Origin of the sequence: Paenibacillus sp. FSL K6-2859, assembly GCF_038008265.1 — a bacterium.
In the GTDB taxonomy this organism is placed as follows: Bacteria; Bacillota; Bacilli; order Paenibacillales; family Paenibacillaceae; genus Paenibacillus_AQ; species Paenibacillus_AQ nitricinens.
In genome coordinates this window covers 217,075-239,562 of record NZ_JBBOYU010000002.1, presented here as the reverse complement: position 1 = coordinate 239,562, position 22,488 = coordinate 217,075, and the positions used below count along the sequence as shown (strand labels likewise).

26 protein-coding genes are annotated in these 22,488 nt (G+C 37.6%); 2 read left to right on the top strand and 24 right to left on the bottom strand.

Annotated elements, in window-relative coordinates; all coding sequences use genetic code 11:
- Positions 1-105: 105 nt before the first annotated feature.
- The 5 genes from MHB64_RS31775 to MHB64_RS31755 all read right to left on the bottom strand — a co-directional run bounded on the left by MHB64_RS31775 (position 106) and on the right by MHB64_RS31755 (position 3,400).
- Positions 106-291 carry a hypothetical protein gene (locus MHB64_RS31775; protein ID WP_341136312.1) on the bottom strand — a complete coding sequence of 62 codons (186 nt, stop codon included), beginning with the start codon at positions 289-291 and terminating at the stop codon, positions 106-108.
- A gap of 399 nt (positions 292-690) precedes the next feature.
- Complete coding sequence (locus MHB64_RS31770; RefSeq protein ID WP_341136311.1) at positions 691-957, bottom strand: hypothetical protein; 267 nt, start codon at positions 955-957, stop codon at positions 691-693.
- A 100-nt stretch (positions 958-1,057) separates the two neighbouring features.
- Positions 1,058-1,330, bottom strand: a complete 273-nt coding sequence (locus tag MHB64_RS31765) for a hypothetical protein (RefSeq protein ID WP_341136310.1) — start codon at positions 1,328-1,330, stop codon at positions 1,058-1,060.
- A gap of 714 nt (positions 1,331-2,044) precedes the next feature.
- Positions 2,045-2,329, bottom strand: a complete 285-nt coding sequence (locus tag MHB64_RS31760; protein ID WP_341136309.1) for a hypothetical protein — start codon at positions 2,327-2,329, stop codon at positions 2,045-2,047.
- A gap of 312 nt (positions 2,330-2,641) precedes the next feature.
- On the bottom strand, positions 2,642-3,400 hold the full coding sequence (locus tag MHB64_RS31755) for a LytR/AlgR family response regulator transcription factor (protein ID WP_341136308.1): 759 nt from the start codon (positions 3,398-3,400) through the stop codon (positions 2,642-2,644).
- A gap of 167 nt (positions 3,401-3,567) precedes the next feature.
- Between MHB64_RS31755 and MHB64_RS31750 the strand changes: the two genes are divergently transcribed.
- Positions 3,568-3,807 (top strand): type II toxin-antitoxin system HicB family antitoxin, encoded by a 240-nt coding sequence (locus MHB64_RS31750; protein ID WP_341136307.1) that lies wholly within the window; start codon positions 3,568-3,570, stop codon positions 3,805-3,807.
- An 811-nt stretch (positions 3,808-4,618) separates the two neighbouring features.
- Here the strand turns inward: MHB64_RS31750 and MHB64_RS31745 are convergent.
- Positions 4,619-5,491 (bottom strand): hypothetical protein, encoded by an 873-nt coding sequence (locus MHB64_RS31745; protein ID WP_341136306.1) that lies wholly within the window; start codon positions 5,489-5,491, stop codon positions 4,619-4,621.
- Positions 5,492-6,094: 603 nt separating this feature from the next.
- Here MHB64_RS31745 and MHB64_RS31740 point away from each other — a divergent pair.
- Positions 6,095-6,235 (top strand): hypothetical protein, encoded by a 141-nt coding sequence (locus MHB64_RS31740; protein ID WP_341136305.1) that lies wholly within the window; start codon positions 6,095-6,097, stop codon positions 6,233-6,235.
- A gap of 617 nt (positions 6,236-6,852) precedes the next feature.
- Here MHB64_RS31740 and MHB64_RS31735 read toward each other — a convergent pair.
- The 18 genes from MHB64_RS31735 to MHB64_RS31650 all read right to left on the bottom strand — a co-directional run bounded on the left by MHB64_RS31735 (position 6,853) and on the right by MHB64_RS31650 (position 22,486).
- Positions 6,853-7,008 carry a hypothetical protein gene (locus MHB64_RS31735; protein WP_341136304.1) on the bottom strand — a complete coding sequence of 52 codons (156 nt, stop codon included), beginning with the start codon at positions 7,006-7,008 and terminating at the stop codon, positions 6,853-6,855.
- 151 nt (positions 7,009-7,159) lie between these two features.
- Positions 7,160-7,450, bottom strand: a complete 291-nt coding sequence (locus MHB64_RS31730; protein WP_341136303.1) for an EAL domain-containing protein — start codon at positions 7,448-7,450, stop codon at positions 7,160-7,162.
- 1 nt (position 7,451) lies between these two features.
- On the bottom strand, positions 7,452-9,542 hold the full coding sequence (locus MHB64_RS31725; RefSeq protein WP_341136302.1) for a hypothetical protein: 2,091 nt from the start codon (positions 9,540-9,542) through the stop codon (positions 7,452-7,454).
- Positions 9,543-9,554: 12 nt separating this feature from the next.
- The gene (locus MHB64_RS31720) at positions 9,555-11,810 is read right to left on the bottom strand and encodes a PKD domain-containing protein (protein WP_341136301.1); all 2,256 of its coding nucleotides are present in this window, start codon (positions 11,808-11,810) and stop codon (positions 9,555-9,557) included.
- A 9-nt stretch (positions 11,811-11,819) separates the two neighbouring features.
- Positions 11,820-12,434, bottom strand: a complete 615-nt coding sequence (locus tag MHB64_RS31715; RefSeq protein WP_341136300.1) for a hypothetical protein — start codon at positions 12,432-12,434, stop codon at positions 11,820-11,822.
- 30 nt (positions 12,435-12,464) lie between these two features.
- Entirely contained in the window at positions 12,465-13,031 is a 567-nt protein-coding gene (locus MHB64_RS31710; RefSeq protein ID WP_280788808.1) for an AbrB/MazE/SpoVT family DNA-binding domain-containing protein, read from the bottom strand.
- Between the two features lie 89 nt (positions 13,032-13,120).
- Positions 13,121-13,435, bottom strand: a complete 315-nt coding sequence (locus MHB64_RS31705) for a hypothetical protein (RefSeq protein ID WP_341136299.1) — start codon at positions 13,433-13,435, stop codon at positions 13,121-13,123.
- A gap of 29 nt (positions 13,436-13,464) precedes the next feature.
- Positions 13,465-13,962, bottom strand: a complete 498-nt coding sequence (locus MHB64_RS31700; protein ID WP_280788810.1) for a hypothetical protein — start codon at positions 13,960-13,962, stop codon at positions 13,465-13,467.
- A 14-nt stretch (positions 13,963-13,976) separates the two neighbouring features.
- Positions 13,977-14,357: a hypothetical protein gene (locus MHB64_RS31695; protein WP_076315929.1), complete on the bottom strand. Its 381-nt coding sequence runs from the start codon at positions 14,355-14,357 to the stop codon at positions 13,977-13,979.
- 24 nt (positions 14,358-14,381) lie between these two features.
- Positions 14,382-14,525 carry a hypothetical protein gene (locus MHB64_RS31690; protein WP_280788811.1) on the bottom strand — a complete coding sequence of 48 codons (144 nt, stop codon included), beginning with the start codon at positions 14,523-14,525 and terminating at the stop codon, positions 14,382-14,384.
- Complete coding sequence (locus MHB64_RS31685; RefSeq protein WP_280788812.1) at positions 14,522-14,734, bottom strand: hypothetical protein; 213 nt, start codon at positions 14,732-14,734, stop codon at positions 14,522-14,524. Before MHB64_RS31685 ends, MHB64_RS31690 begins: the two co-directional genes overlap by 4 nt.
- 89 nt (positions 14,735-14,823) lie before the next feature.
- Positions 14,824-15,693 carry a hypothetical protein gene (locus tag MHB64_RS31680; protein WP_280788813.1) on the bottom strand — a complete coding sequence of 290 codons (870 nt, stop codon included), beginning with the start codon at positions 15,691-15,693 and terminating at the stop codon, positions 14,824-14,826.
- A gap of 15 nt (positions 15,694-15,708) precedes the next feature.
- A complete protein-coding gene (locus MHB64_RS31675; protein ID WP_280788814.1) occupies positions 15,709-16,749 on the bottom strand; it encodes a hypothetical protein in 1,041 nt (346 codons plus the stop codon).
- 10 nt (positions 16,750-16,759) lie between these two features.
- Positions 16,760-18,106, bottom strand: a complete 1,347-nt coding sequence (locus tag MHB64_RS31670; RefSeq protein ID WP_341136298.1) for an ATPase, T2SS/T4P/T4SS family — start codon at positions 18,104-18,106, stop codon at positions 16,760-16,762.
- A gap of 113 nt (positions 18,107-18,219) precedes the next feature.
- Positions 18,220-19,287 carry a hypothetical protein gene (locus MHB64_RS31665; RefSeq protein WP_341136297.1) on the bottom strand — a complete coding sequence of 356 codons (1,068 nt, stop codon included), beginning with the start codon at positions 19,285-19,287 and terminating at the stop codon, positions 18,220-18,222.
- Between the two features lie 9 nt (positions 19,288-19,296).
- The gene (locus MHB64_RS31660) at positions 19,297-19,986 is read right to left on the bottom strand and encodes a hypothetical protein (protein ID WP_280788817.1); all 690 of its coding nucleotides are present in this window, start codon (positions 19,984-19,986) and stop codon (positions 19,297-19,299) included.
- Between the two features lie 45 nt (positions 19,987-20,031).
- Positions 20,032-21,561 (bottom strand): hypothetical protein, encoded by a 1,530-nt coding sequence (locus MHB64_RS31655; RefSeq protein WP_341136296.1) that lies wholly within the window; start codon positions 21,559-21,561, stop codon positions 20,032-20,034.
- A gap of 19 nt (positions 21,562-21,580) precedes the next feature.
- Positions 21,581-22,486, bottom strand: coding sequence for a replication-relaxation family protein (locus tag MHB64_RS31650; protein ID WP_280788819.1), 906 nt, complete (start codon positions 22,484-22,486; stop codon positions 21,581-21,583).
- Positions 22,487-22,488 lie beyond the last annotated feature (2 nt).

Below are 22,488 nucleotides of genomic sequence, written 5' to 3'. Positions count from 1 at the left end.
ACAATCTCCTTTACACCATTCTGTCAATAGTTTGGTCAAAACAGGAACGCTTAAAACCGAAAAAAGGTGTACCCTTATAAAGCACACCTTGTGTATATCCATTGATCAGTAATTCATTCCTGGCATACTGCCCATTTCTTCATGCCCCTTACCCGAAGCCGATTCGATCTCTAACATGTTATCGATTTCACCCCGCACACTTTCTGTAATGGCCTTTTCAGATCCTGTTACGATGGAGTGATTATACAGTCCTTCCGTTGGGGTGGTCACAAACTTAGGTTGTACCGACATCAGATAGTACATGGTGTCATCGGGCACCTTATCCGTATCAATCCAAAGGAGTGGCGCATGTTTACCTAAATGAGAAAACGGAGCAGCCGCTACAGCAAGCTCAGCCGTTTTCAGATTGATGAAGGAAAAGTTATGCCCTGGATCTGTGATTCCCCAACCAAAGCCTGTGTCTTTATCCTTGTACTTTGCAAATGCTATGGATTAGAGATATGATCTTTACCCGATATTCTTACGGTTTTATCGTATATCTTTAGTTCATTTTCACCTTCGAAGAAACAGTTTCTTCTGGACCAAGTATATACATAATCGCTTTGCCGTCTCGCTTATGTAAGGCATCTTTGGTCTCTTGGGGCACTAGTTATTGCTGACATAGAGCAAGGTCTCAGGCATGTGGCCGATCTAGTTTACAGCAGGCATAGAGAACTCCATATGTTCCATAGAGCCAATAATGTATGCCTTCGGGTACTCCCCCTGTGTGGCATAGTAAGCGTCTGTCGCTTTGGCTAGTGCCGCAGGATTCGCTCCTGTAATTTTATCAGTCTTTAAACGAAGCTCCTTGGCTAGGCTCTCCACGTTCTCCGATAGGTCTCCAATGAGTAGGACTTGGATATCCCCATTGAGCTTTGCCCCCATCGGCTTTAATCGTTTGATTTCTTGGGCGGTCACCTCTGGGATGCCCTCCTTATTGACGAATAACACGCCCATTACTTGGGTGATGAATAAGGTTTGCGCTCACTAAAGCATTTTTGCCAAGTTGATGGGTCTGTTAGAATGATGCTCCTAGGTCGATTCTTATCATTAGTTGCCACACAGATGGTTCGAGAAACGAGAGTTGCTGCTTCAATCGGGTCATCGGTGTTGATCCGTGTCGTGTTTTTGGAAGCAATCCACGGTCGCTCATTTTTCGGTCGCTGCGTATTGTTGCGTCCTCCTGTTTAGGTGGCGTCGTTTGGGTATCATTTGGTTTGGTATTATTACACCCCATCAATACAGAAGCTACAAGCAGGGATACCAAGCCAATCTTTACAATCGTTTTCAACACCCGTAACCTCCATAATTTTTATAAGAGTAGGGTCTCCCAAATCCGTTGAGAACATACTTGTTTTCCCTTCAGCCAAAGAAAATTTCTACCCCAAAAAGAGGTAACTACTTTCTAACTATTTATCTGTGGAGCAACAACTTGTAGTATTTACTGAATCCTTACAACAGGATGATGAACTTTTTGTTCCTCTTTCTCGTGTCACTCTGGTCTAAATCTTCACAAAAAGTTACTTTACAATCTGCTTCATTTCACCCCCGACACATGTAGGTAACTTTGTGCATTTTTTCATGACACATAGCCCATTTGATCCTTTAATCGGTCCCCATTAATCTTTAATTTCAAGTCTACTGCGTGCTGGTCGTCTCTAGTAGCTATTAGCATACAACAGGGTAGGCAACACGGAAGTTGCTCACTCGATCTGTTAGGTGGAGACTTAACGGTACCGTACCGCAGTCGCTGATAAAGAGGACGTTGCTCCACCTCATTCCGGGTTTGCACACGCCGCCTGCATCTCGGGTACTTCGTATCTATAGTATTCAACTTCCGAGAATTATCCCAGGTTGCTGCAAATTCATTTGCGACGTAACCTTCGTCGCAGGATTTGCCTAAGACACCTTCCGTATGGCAGTTAAGCTGTAAGGAGGTCCCGTGTTAATAATTCTTTGTAGATCAAACCATAAAGCATTTGAGTCTTAACCTTTTCGTTTTACACTAAGGCAACAGTACTATATTTTTCAAAATCGCTATAACCACTTCTATCTTTCTGCGACCAAAGAGGTCCGTCCAGTTCCAATGAATTTTGACCTTGATAACATCGATTAATGGGCTTTGGATTAGTGCTGGACCCAACGGTGCTTCTATTCTCCTGACGATACGTTCACCCCAAGCTTGATTTGAAACCTCCTCAGTGGGGTCAAATGCCTCTAAAAACACACACTTAGCGACACCTTGATTAAAGAATTTCACTTTATTTCGATCTTTAAGCGGGCTATTCACCAGCAATATCTTCTACCCATAGGAAGATTGAATCGGTACTCGTAGCGGGAGAGACTGAGTAATCACCAAAGCTAATATTTTAGACATCGGGCTAAAGTATCCTCTAGCGCTGCCATACCCATATCGTTCCGCTTCAATAGAGGAATAGCCTAAGTCGCTCAGTATAATGGGAAGAGTTGTCTTATTATGAAATAATCGCCATTCTGCGTTGCAAATAAATAATTTGAAGTAGAGTCTTAGTCTGTAGTGTCTGAATTAAAAAATACAATGTGTCCCAGCTCAAAGGATACATAAGAAGAAATAGTGAATAGTCTAGTATATAGTAGAAAACAATTGATCAAACTGTTTCTTTTTCCTACGTGACAACTCAATTTCAACATCATTATTTACAAGCCTAATAATATAAGTACCCATAGACTTTTCACTGACATATATAGATTTAATATAATTAAGATTAATAAGATTAGACGGGTTTGATAAGAATATATATTTTGAACACTGTTTTAAAATATCTGTCAACGTAGTGGTTGTTTCGATCCCCGATTTAAATTCCCCCTCTATAAATACTAGAGACTTGTGTTCCCCCTTTAACTTATGTGCATAAATAAGATTACTCTCATTTATGTATATCGTTTTGTATAGGGATATAATTTTAATAATTCTGCCTGGATTTGATTTCGAGATCAACAAGTCTCTTTTCACTAGTTCCTTTGCTTTATTAACTGCTTCAATTAATTGTTCATATCTTATAGGTTTGTTTAAAATATCCAAACAGTTCAATTTAAATCCGGTCAATAACAGCTCTGAATCCATATTACTAGTAACTAATATTAAGTAGGTCTTAATTCCTCTACCCAATAAAATCTGATATGCTGATAGGCCATCCATCCCACTTAAACTAAGATTTAAGAACAAAATATCCGGTTCATATTTCTCACATTCATCAATAAGCCACTCCCCAGATGCTACCTTACTCACTACCTTAATCCCTAAATCATGAGCATAATGCGCTAACTTTTCTCGGTCCAACAGCTTATTTTCTGCGACAATTGCCGTTAATTGCATATTCATTTCGCAAACACCTTTCTTTTTCTTTCATATATCGTGATATTTCGACATTAAATTTACCGTCTATGGCTAAATTAAAACCAATTAGGTGATTTCTCTCACAGTAACAATATTTAGGGTATAATCGTACTATAATTAGTACAGTTTCATATGCCTAGGGAGGATACATCATGTCAGAAGGTTTAACGTTGTTAATTGAGGAAGATTATGCCGAAAATAACTTTTCAATTTATGTTCCAGAACTTCGTCTCAGCGCTGTAGGAGACACGGAAGAAGAAGCACTGCTTTGTGCTCAAGAGCTAATTGAAATCTTTCTTGCGAACAATCCGTCTCTGAATTTATATGCAACTAAGGTTATGCGTACTGAAATTCCAAAATTCACAAACTTCTCCATTTCATCAGCAATTTAAAGCATAGTGCAAAAACCATTCCCGGCCGCCAGCTTATTAGGGGACGGTTTTTTTGCGTTCAACCGATTATTCAAAATACTTTAAGAAAACTCAAGGTTTTCTATCAAACATTCTATTTTCCCAACTTATAAACGAGTATTTCTATGTCATCAGTTATGATCTCACAGTTTGAAAATACAAAACGCTCATTGTCACCTGAACAAATGAGAGTCATTTGTTTTGTCATGGGATGTACTAAGCAGATCTGTATGAGTGGCAATTATGAAGCAGCAGGCCATAGTAGGATTCACTACTCCCCTAGGTGGATGAGTTCACGACACGGTTAACTTCGAAGATGTCAATACTTATATAGCGGCGAATCTAAGTGTTTTACTTAGTATCTTCTAGTACCATATTTCAATCCGTTTTCACAGCATTGCAATTAGTATAATCTGATATCAATCTCATAATCGCTGTTGGCTCATCAGGCCTAAATAAGCATTCTCTGTGCCAATCCCACAACACGTCATCCGTGACTAAGCTACCGTCGTTCTAATCATACTAGATTCTTCAAGCCAATTATATATTGAAGTGAATGGCTTCATCTTGTCTAATCTGAGTTGGAATCCCATTTGATGGTTCTCCTAAAGCAAGCGAAATATCGGCTCGAAGCGTTCCTCGTCATACAAATAAACAGCAGAAGTTGAGGACAATATTTCCAAGTCCAACTCCTACTGTCTATAATTAGGCTGTATTAAATCCTTTCCATTAATTCCTGACTCTATTAAATCAAGAAACCCACAAACAAACCGGATGCCCTCTATACTTCAATCTATTTCCCGCTTTGTAGCTTTGAGATTTGCTCTCGCAGATCAGATACCTTATCACGCAATTCAGTCTCTTTATCCATCATTTTACGCTGCGTTTCCAATACAGCACGCTCTTTATTGATCTCAGCATTTAACTGCAGCTTTTCAATCTCATGTATAAAGTTCTGTTCCTTTTTTTTCGCCTCATCCTTAATCTGTTGCAACCCTCTCTTCATATCTTGCATTTCCTCTTGAAATTGCACTGCTTTCAAAGCAAGTTCTTCGTTAGCAACTGACTTGATGTTCGCATTTTCTGCCATTTCCTGAGCAAGAACTACCAACTTAGCCGATTGTTCTTTAGATTCTTGAGACTCCTTAACTAGCAACCTCATCTGTTGAAGTTCTTTCTCGGCAGTCTCTCTGACCAGAGCCGCTTCACCCTTAATACGGCTGATTTCTAAATCCTTTTGCTCGTTAACTCTTCGGAATTCATCCTCTGCATCGGCGATCTTTTTATCTGCAGACAGGATGATCTCATCGATCTTTCGATTTGCTTCATCCTGTACTTTCTCTAGCTCTTCTTTTATTTCGTATATTCGAGCTTTGAGCTCCTCCACTTCTAACCTTCTATTAGTAATTGCCTCTTGAGAGACTTCTTCCTGATCCCTCATTGTCAAATACATTTCAGTATAGATATTAATGATGCGTGAGGCGAATTGGTTTATATCATTTAACCTCGGAATTGAACGACCATTATCCTGTTCCCTTTTTACTTTTTCTAACTGAAGTAGATAGGATATTGCTTCCTTTTGGCTTGCACCGTCCCCTAATTTTTTAGCTATCTCATTTATTTCATCCTTTTGTTCTTCCGCAACTCTAACTGTAGAATCTGCCATTGTATACCAAAACTCCTTGTGAAAAACATTCTATTCATTTGTATACATATATATTATGAAAGCCTTCCTTTAAAAGGATAACTTTATACATTTCAAGAAAAAACTTTATACTAATAATACAGATAATTTCATAACATTCCAAGTGTTTACTGCAATTTATTTCATCAATGTTATACTATATAAATAATGATAATTTCCTCAGCGGGTAGTAAAGTTTGAAAATAACGTCGGTAAGATATTTAAGTTGTTTGCGGTTCCTCTTTTAGCTTTAAGTTTTGTGATTAGTGGCGCCTCAGTTTATACTGCTCCAAATAAGACACACTAAAAATGTAAAGATATCCTCACTGTTCATACAAAACCGATATAATAGTAAAAATACACAGAACTGTATGTTCGTGAGGATGTTCTTGTTCTTATTACACAAGACGTACCAGCTTCGCAGGTACTTTAAATCTTAAATACCGGAAGTGTGTAAGGAAGTCTCAAAATCAGCCCTCATGTCGAAAATTTCTTGTCCACCTGGGGCGGTGTTCTTAAAAATCACCTATTCGATATTACGCAAGCAGCATTTACCAACTGCCTTTTCTATCCAGGGGAAGGCAGTTGAAAGCAACGAAATGGATGGATATTCTAAAATCTGTAATTCCAGAGTCCATTATGCAAATCTCCGGATCTGCCGTCCTTCGCGGAAATAAGCAGGTTGGGTTTCTCCCGTCTATGACATATGCATTGTTAATCTACTGAGATACTGTCTTAATAAAACAACACACTTTCCGTTCCGCTTGATGGATGAATATGCTTCTATCCGTTGTTAACACTATGGAACTCAAATGAGTGTAATAATGAACGGGTAGAAACGGTTATCTCTTACAAATAAATTAGCCGCTTAGACAGAAGTATTCCTATAGATCAGGTAATAGGATATGAGAAGATGGAGCAACAGACTTCCAGGTATTTCACTGACCAGTTAAAAAAGTAATAGGTCATGTTCAGCACAGTTATGGTGTCGATATTTTTGGTGTCAGCACCACAATCATGAATATCAGAAGGTGGTCAATAAGTGGAACTCATTGGTCACTCAAGCAAAAGTTAACGTCTCTGTTTAAAGTGCATAACGCCCGATCGGAGCTGAAATCGAAATCACTGAAACGAAATAAGCCCTCTCATAAATGACAAAAGGCAGCCGGTCATAATGACTGGCTACCTTTACAGACAATTAAAAATCAATCTTTAGGAATCATAAATCTTACTGAGTGTTCGGCTCTTGCTTGAGTATTCTGTTAGTAGTCACTGGCCGCACAACGTGAAAGTTCATCATTTCCGGCTCTTCTCGACATTAATCATTGAGTTAACCTTTGAGGTCATCCGTGAAGCCGGATTCGGATGACCCGGACTTTCGAACCGGCAATCTCCCTAGTTAGAGCACTGGTAATTGGACAAGCTGCGCTATAAGCTGGTCTGGTTTCGAGTCGATGATAATCGTAGGTTCTTTTTACAGCTTTCTCAAACTTCGTCATACCAATCTGTAGCGTGTTCCTTTTCGTTAGGTCCAGCGATCAGCGAAGGCTCACGATTTTTTTAGCTTTTTCTGAACTCATTTGAATGATGTCCAGTGAAAGCATTATGCATTTTTTGCTTCTAGAAGTATTCTATCAGAAAACTTCAATCTTACAATAGCGCATGAAGTTCCTTCCCGCTCCAATCAAGCATGTCAGGAGCTGTCCTATGATCCTCAAAATTACAGTCAAAATCCCCTTCAGACGCCAGTAGATCTTCAAAGTCTTTCACCGTTAAGGGTCTGCTGAACAGGTAGCCCTGGACCTCATCGCATTGATAGTCCGACAGGATGTCAAGCTCCGTCATATGCTCCACTCCTTCAGCTACGACCTTCAATCCCAGGCTGTGCGCTAAGTGAATCAACGAAGAGACGATCACCTGATCATACTTGCTGCTCGCCATTTCACGAATGAATATAACGGTTGTTTCCTGCCCAATAGTAAGGAGAATCATTAAATTTTGCATTCCAGGCATAAGATAAAACATCACCATCTTTATCCGGATCTGGTGTTAAGTTATCCATTGTGATAATCGTATCGCGGTATATTTCGTTAGGCATTGTAAATGCTGCAGCCGGTGGATGATTGACTACTTGTACATTTTGAGTGTACCAATCTGACCACAAACCACGATTATCATGTACTTGTAGATTGAGTTGATAATTCCCTTCACCGAATGATGCGATATTCGGCGGTGTTGTTGCTCCACCCCAATGTTCCCATACTTTATTCCATCCGTCTTTGATTACAGTCCAGTAATATACATCTAATGGATCATTATCTGGATCAAAAGACTTGTCTATAATGGTCGTAGATTTACGATAGGAAACGATATTCGGATCAACGGTAAATAATGCAACGGGTGGTAGATTAACAGACGCATTTCCCACAATACGTTGACACCAATCACTCCATGCACCGATTCCGTTATCTCCATCCACATCACGGACTCTTAAACGTATGTCGTAACTGTCCTTTTCATAAACTCCCCCAGGCGGCTGCCCGTCAATCCACATTTCATCAAAACTCTTTTTATATTGCCACTGCCATTGCATAATTCCTTTATCGCTACTGGTAATGTGATCTAAATCGTAAGATGAGTCTATTAACTGTACATTTCCATTGATAAGCTTTGCAGAAAAAAGCGCTATTGGCTTTCGGTGAACTTTAAAACTCATCGTAGATGCAGCATCTCTACTCCACATCTGATACTCAGCAAATCGAGCATCCTGTTTCGGTATGTCCTTAGCTTGATAACTCACTACATATTGTCCGGTATATGGAAATGAAGTGTAAAGACTTGTCCTCCATAATCCAGAATCCCCTAAAATACCCATTGAGTTATCAAAGTAATTCGGATCATGATCATATCTCACTCGATCAGCGTATTTAGCATCTCCCTCATAGTCTTCATAGGTGGTACCGCTATTCTCGATAGGACTATTCACGAGGACAAAAGCGTTTCGCTTAAGTCTATTGGTAACTTTAAAAGTCATATTCACAGATTCCGACAAATTCGCAGGATCAGCTACTTTTACAGTCATCGTATAATCCCCTGGAGGAATAGAGTCACCTATAGCATCTACAGGAATAGAGAAATACTGATATCCTTTCGTTTGAGATACTACCGTCTTCCTATAAAATACATTGGGTATCTCCGCACTTACGATAAGATCATCATTATCTGGATCGTGGACATATCCCTCGATGTTAAGTGTATTGCGTCCAGGCTCGTTCTGCAGGACTTGATTATTAGGTGTATTTAACGAAATGGTAGGTGGACTGTTCGGTATTAAGGGGTATACAAATCGAATGGTATGACCAAAAGATATTAAAGCATAACCATTTTCTGGTGACAAACCGCCCGAGTTATGTTGATAGCCTATCCGTAGCGAGTATTCTATAGATATCCCTTTGGGTATACCATCAAAAACATTTGAACCAATCCAATTTGAATAAGGTGTATCTGTTGCTAAATTAATTTTAGTATCAACGACATTTGGTTCGGTTGAGTATGCTTTGAAAAACAGTTTTTCAAGTGGTTTAAACATGACATATTGACCATATTCTCCAGATGGACAACCATACGCGTAAGTCGGAAGATTTTGAGACATTGCCCCCTCACTTATTGCGCCAACACACATAGTTGTACCTTGGACTATACTCGACGAACCACTTTCTTTATGACGAGCGATAGTTGCTTTTGAAGTAAATAATGCATCTGGACTAATGTCAAATGTTAATTGTTTGGTTGTTTTATTGTATTTAATGTTAGTAAGCTTTTGATTATTTATAGTTATATTTGAATCTCCGTAGTTCCATCCTGCATCATGGTACTCGGAGTAAGCAGGAATGTTAACATCCTTATAATTGACGATATTCGGATCACCAGTCGCAGCTTCTACGGTTTGAATATACACGCTCTGGCTCGGCATTAATCCGAATAATAAAGTGATTATAAGGACTAGAGAGAGCATTTCTTTTATTTTTTTCATTTAAGCACCTTTCTACCAGGACCAATCCACTTCTGGCGCTCGATTTTTCACTTCTACTACTCTTGAGCTTAGCTTTTGGCCATCTGAATTTGTAGATTTCCGATCAGCTTCTGTCACAAACTCATCAATGGTTGGTTGACCAAATTCTTCAAAGACAGTAAGTCGGACTTCATATTTCCCTACCTCACTCAGCTCTAAATTCAAACGATCCGCATTTTCATTACTAAAAATCACCCATTTTTCTCCTTCAAAGCTGCCATCATTATTAGAATCATAGCGATACTCCCAGAGTCTCCGACCCACTACATCTTTATCAGGCGAATAGGAGATATCATCCAATGAAACCACCGCTTTATTACCGTAATCAGGACTTCGATATACCACTCCAGGCAGAGTAAAATAGTTGTACGGCGCTTCATCTGGCACAATATCAAAAGTAATCTCATCACTATCAGAATACCCCAGCGTATTTTCCACATAAATCGAAGCCTTATATTTACCAGGTTTCTTAAATAAGATGTCTTTGCTTTCAAGTTCAGATAATGTACCACTATATTTAATATCTGCATTCGTACCGCCAGATACAGCAGTGATGGTAACTCGTGTTTTCGATGCGATTAACGGAAAGCGTGTTGGACTCTGGCTTCTATTAAACAATGTCGTTTTACGATTTTGTTTAAGTATTCCTTCGATACCTATAATTGCTGCTGGTTTCGGCTCAATGACGGTAACTTCTGTACTTGTACTACCTATTTGTCCATCATTGTCAACGACTGTGAGCGCTATAGGAAATGTCTCTCCAACTTGCTCTCTGGTATACCATACATACCCCCTTGGGACATTTCCTATTTCTCCCTGCGCTCCAGATGTGCTCCAAGCATAATCAGTGATATATCCATCCGGATCATAGGAAGCATTTCCGCTAACGAGCATATCATCCCCTGCTTTTATGTATCTAGCTGTTGATATTCTTGCAATAGGCGGCTTTCCTTCCGGTTCTGCTGGCTCGGTCGGAGGTGGAGGAAAAGTAACCAGGGGTTGGTTTTTATAAACACCTGCTGAAATCTGTAGAGGCTGTTCCAGAGAGGTGATGGTTCCATTCTTTGTGACGATTGGCTTTTTAAAACGGACGAGAACGGTTAAAGCATATTCCTGAGTAAAATGTTCGCCCGTCACACTCGACTTTTTAATTTCAAAGTCAAATAACGTGCTTACGTTAAATGTCTTTGCGGACTCCTTTTTCGTTTTGAGTGTGTTGTTCCTATCTTTCTCTTTAGCATAGAACACCCACTCATCAATGTTTGAAGCATCATTGTATCCTTGCAGCTGCCCCATTAATGAAATTTGTACAGGTTCATCTTTATCCCCCAATTTTGTAGGATTAGGGTTAGGTTTATTTAGGGTTACGGTGCCAGTAAGTGTGGGTTCTGTAGGGAGGGTGTAGTCGAAGTTCACAGTGCCAGCGTAGCTGTAAGAAGTTACTTTGGCACTGGCTGTGAAATAATAAGGAAGCAACACAAAATACAAGCGTCCTTCTACCCATTGTCCCTTATCAAAACCATCTGAAACTTGTTCTGGCCGGACATTCGCCGAAGGCACTGTGTAGGTAATAATAAACTTATTGCCATCCTTGATTTCGCTTTTACCAGTCGCTCCAATAAGATTTGACATTTCAACTCTGATACTAGACTGAATGACACTACTAGCAGATATTATTTCTGTTCCTCCCTTACCAAACCATACTAATCCCCTATTAGAAATATCTGATTTTGTAACTACATCCCTTTTGGGCGGTTCACCTGATGGCATGAGCGAATCTGCAGCATTGACGTTATAGCTTTCGTTCTTTCCCAGTTCATATTTGTAGTTATTGATCTGCCACCTTCTACCATCCGCATAACGCCAGATGGAATTACCAGGTTGGGTGATGAATTGTTCTTTATAATCCCCATCGTATCCTTCTACCGAAAATGTTTCAGACTTTTCATTCCCCTTCAAAGTAACTTTCACCTTACCATTTTCAAGTGTAATTGCACCGATAGTACTGTTATTGCCGTTATATTTAAGCGTACCTGTCTTGATCGAGGCGCTAGATACCCCACTAGGAAGGTCTAAATAAAATGTCTTCGCGCTGTTGTTCGATCCCGTCAAGCCCGTTGTAATTGGTACGCTCAATGTTATAGATTTCGTGTCGGCTGCCTCTGCAGGATAAATAAAGAAAGGGAAAATTAAGAACAAGCAAAGAGCAAAAGCATAGATATTTTTCATTGTATTTACCTACTCTACTGGACGATTAACGATGTATTTCGACTCAGAAGCACCTTTATATTTCGCTTTAATGTAGAACCAGTTGAAATTCCCTCTATAAATATAAGCTTGATACGTACTTAACTTTTGCCCAGGTGCTAGACTCCAATCCCATACAGCTTCTTTACTATTTGGTTTGTAATAACTGGCTTTAGGCATTGCAGGAGCCGTCGGTTCATCACCAAAAAGTAATCTCCACTTTTCGCTTAAGTCCGTTACATTCTGCCGAATCGTGTCCTTGCTCTTATTCTCAACCGTAATCTTTGTCCAAATAAAATATTTTCCTGTTCCTTGGTAGTCGTATTTCTTAATTAACCCCTGTGCATCTTTGGAATTAAAATCATAAATCATGATCTTTTCCAAAGTGTAGCTAAGTCCTCCAGCTGTCACAGTCACCGGTAGTTCAATATCCTTTTTCAGCCCGTATTTACTAAGGTTATCCCTCATGATAGGTAATGGTGTAGCTGTTGGTTTGGCAGTAGCAGCCGGTTTAACAGTCGCTGCGCTTGTAATGGCCCCATTACCCAAAACCACACTAAATAACATTGTTGCTGTCAAAATTGATTTCATCATTGTTTTATTCATTAATTACATCTCCCTTTTTTATAGTAGTTTTTAGTCATTAATTGTGATTACGAGTTCAGATAACCTCTTAACAGAAGGCAAATGTTTGATAATAGCAGCTTTGACCTCTTTTAAATTAAAACTATCAACAATATCGGTGATATCAAGAGTGTTGTTCTCGATATCACCGCGATCAACAAATTGTTCCACAGCTTTCGCTTGCAAGTAATCTTGGTACCAACCGATTACATTCTTTGGATATCGTTTTGTATGTACCTGAATCTTTGGAAAAGAGCTTGATAAATTTTCATCGTCACTACTATCATTGTTCACATTTACCGAGATAGAGTAACTAACTACTCTTTCAATTTCATGGAAAAGTGATACATTTGGGTTAATCTCACTACTACCATCACAAACAAAGCATATCTCATCATTGTGATCTTTCTTGCCCTTACAAGCGGGGCAAGTAAAACGAATTCCCTTTTGAATGGTGATGACATCGCCTTGAAGAATGAAGTCAATCGTATCTCCTGTTTTGACTTTTAACTCATTCCTTATTTTTATCGGAATAACAATTTGCCCTTTGGATGATACTGTCGCAGAGTAGTTTCTCACGTTTTACCTCCTTACATTTCATCTTATATATATATTGTAAGACGAATTGTAAGTTAATTAAAGAAATATTTTCAAATAAATAACTTTACTTAGTTTTCTATATAAGATTTAATTTTCCATGATAAATCCAACATTATATTGAATTTTTTCTCGAAGACAGAAGATTCAAATGATCTTTTCAGTTCTATATATTGCGTCTCAATAAATTGTATAATTTCATTTTCTGATTTATCATGATCTAGTAAATCAAGGAACTGACTAGTATTCCCCATCATTATAACGAGTCTTTTTACAACTCCCTCATTATCCCTTTCTATAGACAATGCGATTTCGCTAGAGAATACCACACGCACTAAAACATCCTTTGTCATGGTCTTTGCAAAAGTGGCATCTTCTTGGCACATTATGCCCAACTGATTCAACTCCCCGCATATTATTCATTGAATTTATACTCCTGCACAGCAGGTACCTGTATAGGCTCCTGCAACTTACCAGTAGCTAACAGTTGAGGATGCTTAGTCTCAATTACTGCGATCACAGATGGTCCTTGTATGTATTTAGTGATCCCATACCGTTGATCCTCGTAGAGAAACGGGAAGCTCACACTTGAGGATTCATCAATGACTACAAACTCTAATATATTCACTTTATCATGGAAGCGGCTCCCTTCTAGTGGAGAGAGCTCGCTGTCTAGTCCAAGATTCTTCTGTAGTGTCTCTTTAAATGTGGCATATGCTTCAGTTGGATTTATAATAAGAAGTCCGTGAGAACGCTGATCTTCATTAATCTCTTGTGCTGCGTCATGTACTGCCATATTATTTGCATCCTTTAATAATGATCGATTAACATCCCATTCTTGATTTTGCACCTGAAAGAACCAAGTAAACATAAAGATTAAAAATGCGAAAGCCAGCTTAATAATATAGTCCATTTTAGTATCATCCCTTAATCGAGGTATTCACTCATAATGGATCCGTGACCATAGTAATTTAACGATGCAATGTTCGATGAGAAATTATATGGAAACAAATTTATCCGTGGAGCAGTGATGTAAACATCGAGTCTTGATTTACGATCTTGAACCGTTTCAGTCGTGCTCTTTATAGAAATTGCGGAAGCGCTGAACCCTACAGCGGTGAGATTAGCGATCACTTCACTTTTCATTGATGAAGTGACCATCCCCTCTGTTGCAGCCTTCTGAGTGATATAAGAAGTGTTTGCCTTAACCTGAAGATCCAGCAGGTAGTCAATATATGTGAAAATGGGCTGGAGCATAACAAACAGGATAAGCCACATGAATAATGCCCGGAGGATGGTCTCTTTCAACTAACAAAAACTCCTTTCTAATAGTCAATAATGCTCAACTTTTTTTGTGTAAGAGATAATATTATCTTGCCCATCACCAATCATTCCTGTTGCTGCCCCAAGATACATTGCGGCCACAACAAATGCCAAACCAAGAAAAATCGCTATCCCTATAGTCTGATCTTTCATGCTGCTTGAACAGCTTCATCAGGTAGAGTAATAATCAAATTTGTTTGCTTAGCCGGAGAAACTATCATCGAGGTAGGTACAGTAGGCTTTTTACTTGTTGCATCCGTTATTACATCACGTACAATTGGAAAAAGAAATGCAATCAACAACCCTACACATACAAAACCTACTGCAATAAAAAGTCCATGTCCCATAGTTTGATCTTTCATTTTTAAATTCTCTCCTTTTAATTTGAGTTGTTAAAGATCCCGCAAAAACTTTTTTCGATCCCTCCTAATCGTAATATAAATATTTATTTTTAACGGAAGAGACTAACTCCATTAAAATTCCCTCTTAGTAACATGATATATTGCAAGGACAACACTACGATCATCAAGAATGTACTAATAGATGGGGTTACATTAATGATGCCAGCCCAGTCCCCTATCCTTGTCCATTTTTTTTGATAGTGATCACTGGATATCTTTGAAATTGCAGTATTTTGTTTTTTTAGATATTCAATTGCCTCATTATTATCAGCCATGCCTTCTGTTGCAAGTAGGATCGAACGAACATTGGACATGAAATGATGATTCGCAGGAAACTTATCGCAAAAATGTTTTATAGCTTCTTCTACACCATCATCTGTAGACTTTTCTGCTAGTTCATTTAAATCATCTTTAAGATATTCAAATGTTGGAGCAACTTGTGCGCAAAAAGCTCCAAACTCAATATAGCCTCTATTTCTAAGTCGATTATTCTGATATTGTTTTAAAAATGAAACGATCTCCCCATCCTTATGGAGGATATTTTGCTGAAACTTCCTATTCAAAATCCATCCCAACGGTAAATATTTCATTGGACTGCTAATTAATAGAATGAGAATTGGAATTAAAACCTCTTTATAAGACAGCGTTATTTCTCTAACATATGAACTGAGGAACATGAATAAGAAAAATATCAGGGCCGTTGCGTAACGAATAAAGTTAACATTTTGGGCTTTTACCGGATATCCAGAATTGTCTAATTTCTCTTGGAATTGATCACTCTGAAATTTCATCATTACAGCTCTAACATTGATTTGTTTGCGAAATAGATCTCGTTCGTGGCTCTTGCTAGTACTTAGAAATACCAATAATGCGAAGTACGCTATTCCAATTGTTGAAACTATAGTAAATAATTTATCCAATGTTTCTCACCTCACTTACTGGTAATCTAGTTTTGGTCTCGAAAGAAGGATACTGAATAGAAATGCTATAACAAAACTAATAACAATAATCATAAAAAATGTGACTCCAATCGGAGTTTGAAATTGTAATTTAAAATACAATCCTGGTTTTAGCATAAACATGAATGTACCGATGGATAATACAAATACAAGGAGATTTCCGTATAGACCTAGTTTAATAGCATCACTATTGTTTGCTTTTACAGTCAAAATTGTTTCTCTTTGTTGCTCCATTGAATCGTTTAATTCAAGTAATGAAAGATTGAGATTAACATTACCTTCTTTCTCAGCATCTAATAAATCGCTGATGAATATACGAGCAAAGGTCGTTGAGACAGTACTAGCGAATCTTTGAGCTTCGCCTTGCAGCATCGTTTCATTGCTATAATTTGAAAACTCATCTGCAAGTATTCTCAAAGGCCGTTTAAGTACATTGTTATCCATAAGGAAGTCTGACGTTGCATACAGAGCAGCGTCCACAGATAAGTAAGTATATTTGGCGTATATTTTCACAACATCTAATAAGTCATAACTACCTTCTGTTTGTCGTTTAGTATATTTATAGCGCATAACTATATATGGAATACTTCCTGCTAATATTGCCAATAACATCGGTAACTTCCAAACAGACTTAATTGTATCTATATTACTGGTTTGCAGATTTCCATCGAAAAAGGGATCTGAACTGAACAGCGATGGGAGCTCCTGCATTGTTAATAGAGTAATAATAAATATACCGACCAGTAGAAATCCGCTTTGAAGTATGAATTTTGTTACACTAACAAAAGGTTCATACTTATCCTGAGTTAGATACAATAGATTATCTAAATGTCGATAGATAAATCGTTTATTCCTTTTAGATGCTTCATTAAAATGTTTTGCATTCTTCCTGTATTCTCGTTTCTTCGCTATATAACGAAGTTGTTCATCAATGAGGGGCTTTACTAGTTTCCAGATACCCAGAACAACTAAAAAGTGAAAAAAAAGACGAATAGCATAATCGCTTATATTGTTCATAAAGTCCTCCTCACTGACTGTTGAGTACAATTTTTGCCTTTAAGCTTTCTTTCAATGGATCTTTCATTGGTTTGAGTTTAGTCAACCTTTTCAACTCTTCAAGGAACCGCTGAGTAACTTCCGGATTCTTTTTTTGCATTCTTTTGACTATACTCTCTGTAAGTTGATCATTATAAGTCCATTCATTGGTAGCTTGTTCGTAACGCATGATATCACTGGCAAATACGGAATTTTTCGCTTCATCATAGAAGACCTCTGAAATCCGGGTTAACTTTTTCTCACCTGCATCTGTAGGTTCCATAATGAAAACTATCTCACAGGATTTCATCGCAGAGATTAAATGGCCCTTCAGACTACCTCCCAAACGAGTAAATACAGCGAACGCACCTTGATATGGAATATCTTCAGAATCAACTGTATGGAAAGTGCCGATTATACCGTTGTACCCCTTTTCTCCGCTGAAAAAGTAAAATTCCCACTCATGGAATCTCATTTCTGTCATAAAAAGAATATTAGGATCATGACGAAGTGACTCAATTCCAACTTCCATTAGTTCATCATTTTCAGCCTGAATCGGAATAATACGATGTCCTTTAATTTGATAAGGCAATATTGATTCTGGATGTTTTTCAATCATGACTACCCCCATGCAAGAGGTTGATCCTTGTAATTGTTCACCTACGATTGTATTGGCAAATGTTGATTTCCCTGATCCAACAGGACCGGCTACTACAGTGTTTCTAAATAGATAACTTAGATCTCTTAGTAGGTCTATGCTTTCCGCAGGGATAGAGCTAGTACCAGCTTGTTCATCAAAATTCATATACTCTACAACTTGCCGCCGCATAGTAATAGTAGTAAAGCCATCCCAGACACGTGGAGAAACCCATATCGCTATACGGATGAATCGCCCTGGCCACAGGGGATCATCCATTTTAAACTCTGCAGAAGGCTTGTCTTTATTCAATTTTGCACTTGGCGCACCCTTCATCAATGTACGCTTAAGCTGCTCTACCCGGTCTAACGAGGGCATCTTATAAGGATACTTACTAAACACGCCTTTATTATTGTAGAAGATCTGTTCACCAATGATTTGCAGCCCTGTTGAATCGCTATAGGAGCGATCAGTGATCCATTTGAAAGCTGGTCCATAGCCCTTCCATTCATGGTACAATGCTTCAGTAATGCTACTGTATGCATCCGGTATTTTTCCACCATATGGATTTTTCCGAACATATTTCTCAATCTCATTCATGAAGTACGATATAGCTTGCAAGTCTCCCATTAATGCTTTTGCATTGAGTACATAATAGTCTTCATCCTCCCGCCGCAATTCTGGAGTAATATCTTTTTTCATTTTATTTAGATATGAATAGAAGTCTTCAGTACTTGTTATGCGATTTTTCATCATTCGTTCTTTAAGAGAGAACGGTACGGTTGACGAAGAAGTTGAAATTGTCTTATCAAGAATCATGAAAAAAATCCTTTCTTTTGCTTGTTTTCTGCCAAACCAAGAGCAATTAGAAATCCATCTACTATTTCATCAATTCTAATTGTCTCTTTCTTCCCAAGAGGTAGATTTTCTGGATAATTCGGATACTGAGGGATTTCAATTAATACTTCAGACCCTATTTGCATAGCAAGCGCTTTAGGAGTAACAACATCTACAACATTCGACCGATTAATTATTAATGAGAACTCGTGTGGGTATATACTTAGTTGTTTTGCCAATTCCATGAATTGTTTTAAGCGATACTCGTGTCGCAAATGTGTAACAATCATTCTTAAACTTGATATTTGCATACCCACGTACCAAGCTGCGCTCTCTGCGATTGATCCAAAATCAGCAACAACTACATCGGCGTGTTCTTTACACCATGATAGTAAATATTCAATTTCATCCTCATGGTAATCTAGTGCACTGAGCGTGTCATGATTACCAGGTAAGTAAAGATATCCATCTTGTTTAAGTAGTAGATTAACATCTTCTGCTTGGAGTAACTTCCCAGTTATACGTGGGCGTAATAAATCCAAACTAATGCTTGTTTGACGTTCATTTCCCGGATCATAGAGATCAAGACCGAGAAGTATAACTTTTTTTCCTTTGGCTGCGATTCTTTTCGAGAAAATTTTGGCGTTACTAGTACAACCCACTCCCGGAGCTGATCCAAAGAAACCTATTAGATTTCCATTTAGTTCATTATCTTCTTCTAGAATGTATTTAATTTTTTCGATTAAATTAGCAGTTGTTGCTCGTGGTGGTACAAAATAAACTCCATTCAGTTCACAGATAGCATGAATTGCTTGATAACCTCTTACTCCCTTTTTTAAATACCAGTAAATTACTTCTGCTTCCTTATTTTCGCTCTTGATAGTTGAGAGGTTTTGAATATCAACTACTTCGCTAGTAAGTATTAATATGTTATCTTGTAGTTGTTCTGAAGATGGTATTATGTTTTGTGGAATCACTGTATAGCCTATGTTTCGTAACGTGTTAACCGTTATTTGATCTAACCCGTTTGTAAATATCGTTTTCATTTTCTCCTCCTACTCAACTCTGACAATCCAAAGTTTATCTCCTTGTTCAAGATATTGTTTAAGTTGCTTTGCGTCCTCGTTAGGTATTTTAAGTTCAGGTACCGAAACCTTGCCAGTTGATGTTGTACGGTTTGTGATATTACCGTTTTCAGTGTCTTTAACATCATTATTGTCCTCAGTTCTTACATAATTTACTGTGACTGCTGTTAGAAAAGCTGAATCTACACTTGGAACATCTATTGCATCAGATGATGCGCTCTTTTGTTCTTTCGTACGATCCTTCACTAAGTAAATGTCAACTTTATCGCGACTTCGCAACGAGCCATTAATTGCGTAAATTGCTTCTTTTGGTATTGGATAGATCCCTTCATTTGGACCTGGCTCCAAATCATCTACATCAACCAAAGATTCAGTTAATATAACTCCATCTGTTAAATTCACATTGAGTATCTTATTTTCAACATCTTTGATGCTATGTATTGCATTTATAGGTACATCTTTTGTTTGGACAGCTTCAAGATAGACATCTTTTGTAGATAATTCATAATTTTTAGGGAGATACCCTCCAGATGCGACCTTCACTTTAACGACTTTCTGTGAGAGCACATAAGGTTTTATATATAGGTCATATCCAAAAAGCCCTCCAAATCCAATTAATAGAACTAAAATTGAAAGAAAATAATGCAATTTAAATTTCAAATGAAAAACCTCCTAAAGTATTAGGTAATAACTTAAAACGAATGCTTAAAAAAAATAAAACCTCTTTTTCTTTTTGCTAGAAGGAATAACTGAGCTCAAAATCTCAGGAATAATAGATACTGTCTCATCTTCTAGATTCAAGGGATCAGGTAGAAAGTTGTTTTGAAAAAACTGAAGCTGAAGATTTCTTTTTTCTCTACTAGTAAATGTATCTGTAAATTTCTTATATCTCTTGTCATCTGTAAAATTCACCAACACATTAAATGGTTTGTTCCAGGAATTGTTTAACAGTTTATCAACTAGGTTAACTAAGAACTGAAAGTCCCATATTGCTGGAAAGGTGCTGATTATTGAAATATTCGCTCTGAAGAATTCTTTGAAAAAACGGCCTTCTTTGCTTTTCCTTCCTTGATTCGTAACTATCTGACCTAAATCAACAACAACATATTGGTACTCTGCATTTAAAATTTTTATGTACTTCTCATAGTTAGCTGCTGGATAAAAATCAATTCCTTCTGATTGAAAACCATCGTCCATTTTTTTAGACTTTTTTGTTCCATCATCCAGAAATTTAAATACCGAAGGATTCACGTTAATGTCTAGTAACTCAACACATGCAACTTCGAAGGAGTTTCCGCTTAAATAACGTGCAATCTGTATTGCATTATGTGATGATCCTGCTCTACGGTTAGTGCTAGCTACAGCAATTAGAACAGTTCCAATTATCTTTTCATTTATAATCACTCTATCTTTATAAATAATCTGATTTTCATGTTTAGGGAGACTAGGAAGTTTGGGATAACGTTTCTTCGTTTGATTTCTTCTTGATAAAACTACTTCTTCTTCACTCTGTTTATCTTCACTTACTTTTAATTGTGGGGAGTCTTCTTGATCTTTTTCATCTGAGGATTCTTGGTGTGATTCGACATAAGTTTTCTCAATAAATTCATCTTTTTTTTCGAAGTCTTCATTAAATAAGTCCTTACTTTCAATGGTTGAATATGAATTTACATAATGCTTTTCTATATTGTCGGTTATTGAATTTTCCAAAGGAGATTCTTTATCAACTATCTCCAATCCGAACTGTATAGTTAGTTCAGGTTGTTCAATCTTGATTTCTACATCTGTTTCGTCTGTATGTTCATTTACATACTCACTTTTATTACTAGAATGCATTTGAGGATAAGACTCAGCTCTTGTTTGCAATTCTTTAATTGATCGTGATTGTTCTAATCGTTTCTCCATTAGCCCAAAGTCCAGATCATTCCATGAAATGCAAACTACATTTCTATCCTTTAAGTTTTGTATAAATGTATCTTCTTCACGAAAGTAAATTAGCATTATTGTAATAAATGGATCTTGAATTTCAACTTGATTAAGTATCTTGAAAAATGAATCTTCAGATTCTATTGCATATTCTGTCGCGATTATGATCTCAGCTTCTGAAGTACTCCACTGTTGTATAAAAAACTCAAAATCATCTATTTTCCTAACAAAACGTCCATAATCAGAAAGTTCTTTTTCAACCCACTGTGCAAAATCTTCATCATCCGATACTAAAAATAGACGATGCAACTGATCACCTCATTTTTCATCATCTAAGGTCGTAATAATTCTTGTCTCCGTTTTTAAAAACAAAAAAACTATTTGTTAATCCAACGTCTACACATTCTTCTAATTCTTGATCAGTTATGAACCATGTGTAGTCACTGGTTCCCTCTTGTTCGCATATTTTACTAGCTAATTCTGCCTTTTCATCGGATGACACAAGTACAACAAGAGTTGATCTTATGCCGTTTGCATCAAAGTACTCCTTACAAAATTTTGCTTGGTAGCGAATGGTTTTAAGCCAGTTTTCTTCTTCACGATGGCAAAGTAAATGAAAATCAAGCTTTTTCCCTTTTGGTGTTCCCAAAATGAAGTGCGCAGTTGGTACTACCTGATCCTCTTTATGCTTTAAAACTGGATGAAATTCAAAATGCATAACATTAAATGATTTTCTTAGTAATATGAAAAATTCGTTAGTAATAATATACTTTTGTCGGAACAACATAGAGACTTCCTTTGGTCTCCGTGGATCTCTATTTCCTAAAAAAGCACCAAACCTAAACTTCAAAATGTCAGCTGCACTTGAACCCATTTCATAAATTGTTGGACGATTTTGAAGTGGATTACAGTAGGTTTTCCACTGAATCCTTCTCAACAATCCTAGTTTCATTAGTTTTTTCAATCTATTTCGAACCGTAGTATTATCGCTACCTGAAAAGAACAACCGAGTCAATTGAGACAATGTAATCCATCGATGTACCGCAAGAAATCGAATGATTTCTATATCTCTATCTGTGATCCACCCGTCTTTTATCTTTCCGTTAATATAGAAAAACTCATGCCTAGTGAGTGGATCCAAAGAAACTACGAAAGCAAAGGGATCGTCCCAAGTAGGTTGCATTCGAATCCCTGGTTGATTCGTAATTATTAGAGGAGATACTTGGGATTCCATAT

Bases quoted from the DNA above. Each gene is read 5' to 3' on its own strand.
- MHB64_RS31775 (WP_341136312.1), bottom strand. From the start codon at position 291: ATGTCGGTACAACCTAAGTTTGTGACCACCCCAACGGAAGGACTGTAT.
- MHB64_RS31755 (WP_341136308.1), bottom strand. From the start codon at position 3,400: ATGAATATGCAATTAACGGCAATTGTCGCAGAAAATAAGCTGTTGGAC.
- MHB64_RS31750 (WP_341136307.1), top strand. From the start codon at position 3,568: ATGTCAGAAGGTTTAACGTTGTTAATTGAGGAAGATTATGCCGAAAAT.
- MHB64_RS31745 (WP_341136306.1), bottom strand. From the start codon at position 5,491: ATGGCAGATTCTACAGTTAGAGTTGCGGAAGAACAAAAGGATGAAATA.
- MHB64_RS31735 (WP_341136304.1), bottom strand. From the start codon at position 7,008: ATGACGAAGTTTGAGAAAGCTGTAAAAAGAACCTACGATTATCATCGA.
- MHB64_RS31730 (WP_341136303.1), bottom strand. From the start codon at position 7,450: ATGGCGAGCAGCAAGTATGATCAGGTGATCGTCTCTTCGTTGATTCAC.
- MHB64_RS31725 (WP_341136302.1), bottom strand. From the start codon at position 9,542: ATGAAAAAAATAAAAGAAATGCTCTCTCTAGTCCTTATAATCACTTTA.
- MHB64_RS31720 (WP_341136301.1), bottom strand. From the start codon at position 11,810: ATGAAAAATATCTATGCTTTTGCTCTTTGCTTGTTCTTAATTTTCCCT.
- MHB64_RS31715 (WP_341136300.1), bottom strand. From the start codon at position 12,434: ATGAATAAAACAATGATGAAATCAATTTTGACAGCAACAATGTTATTT.
- MHB64_RS31705 (WP_341136299.1), bottom strand. From the start codon at position 13,435: ATGTGCCAAGAAGATGCCACTTTTGCAAAGACCATGACAAAGGATGTT.
- MHB64_RS31700 (WP_280788810.1), bottom strand. From the start codon at position 13,962: ATGGACTATATTATTAAGCTGGCTTTCGCATTTTTAATCTTTATGTTT.
- MHB64_RS31690 (WP_280788811.1), bottom strand. From the start codon at position 14,525: ATGAAAGATCAGACTATAGGGATAGCGATTTTTCTTGGTTTGGCATTT.
- MHB64_RS31685 (WP_280788812.1), bottom strand. From the start codon at position 14,734: ATGAAAGATCAAACTATGGGACATGGACTTTTTATTGCAGTAGGTTTT.
- MHB64_RS31675 (WP_280788814.1), bottom strand. From the start codon at position 16,749: ATGAACAATATAAGCGATTATGCTATTCGTCTTTTTTTTCACTTTTTA.
- MHB64_RS31670 (WP_341136298.1), bottom strand. From the start codon at position 18,106: ATGAAAAAAGATATTACTCCAGAATTGCGGCGGGAGGATGAAGACTAT.
- MHB64_RS31665 (WP_341136297.1), bottom strand. From the start codon at position 19,287: ATGAAAACGATATTTACAAACGGGTTAGATCAAATAACGGTTAACACG.
- MHB64_RS31650 (WP_280788819.1), bottom strand. From the start codon at position 22,486: ATGGAATCCCAAGTATCTCCTCTAATAATTACGAATCAACCAGGGATT.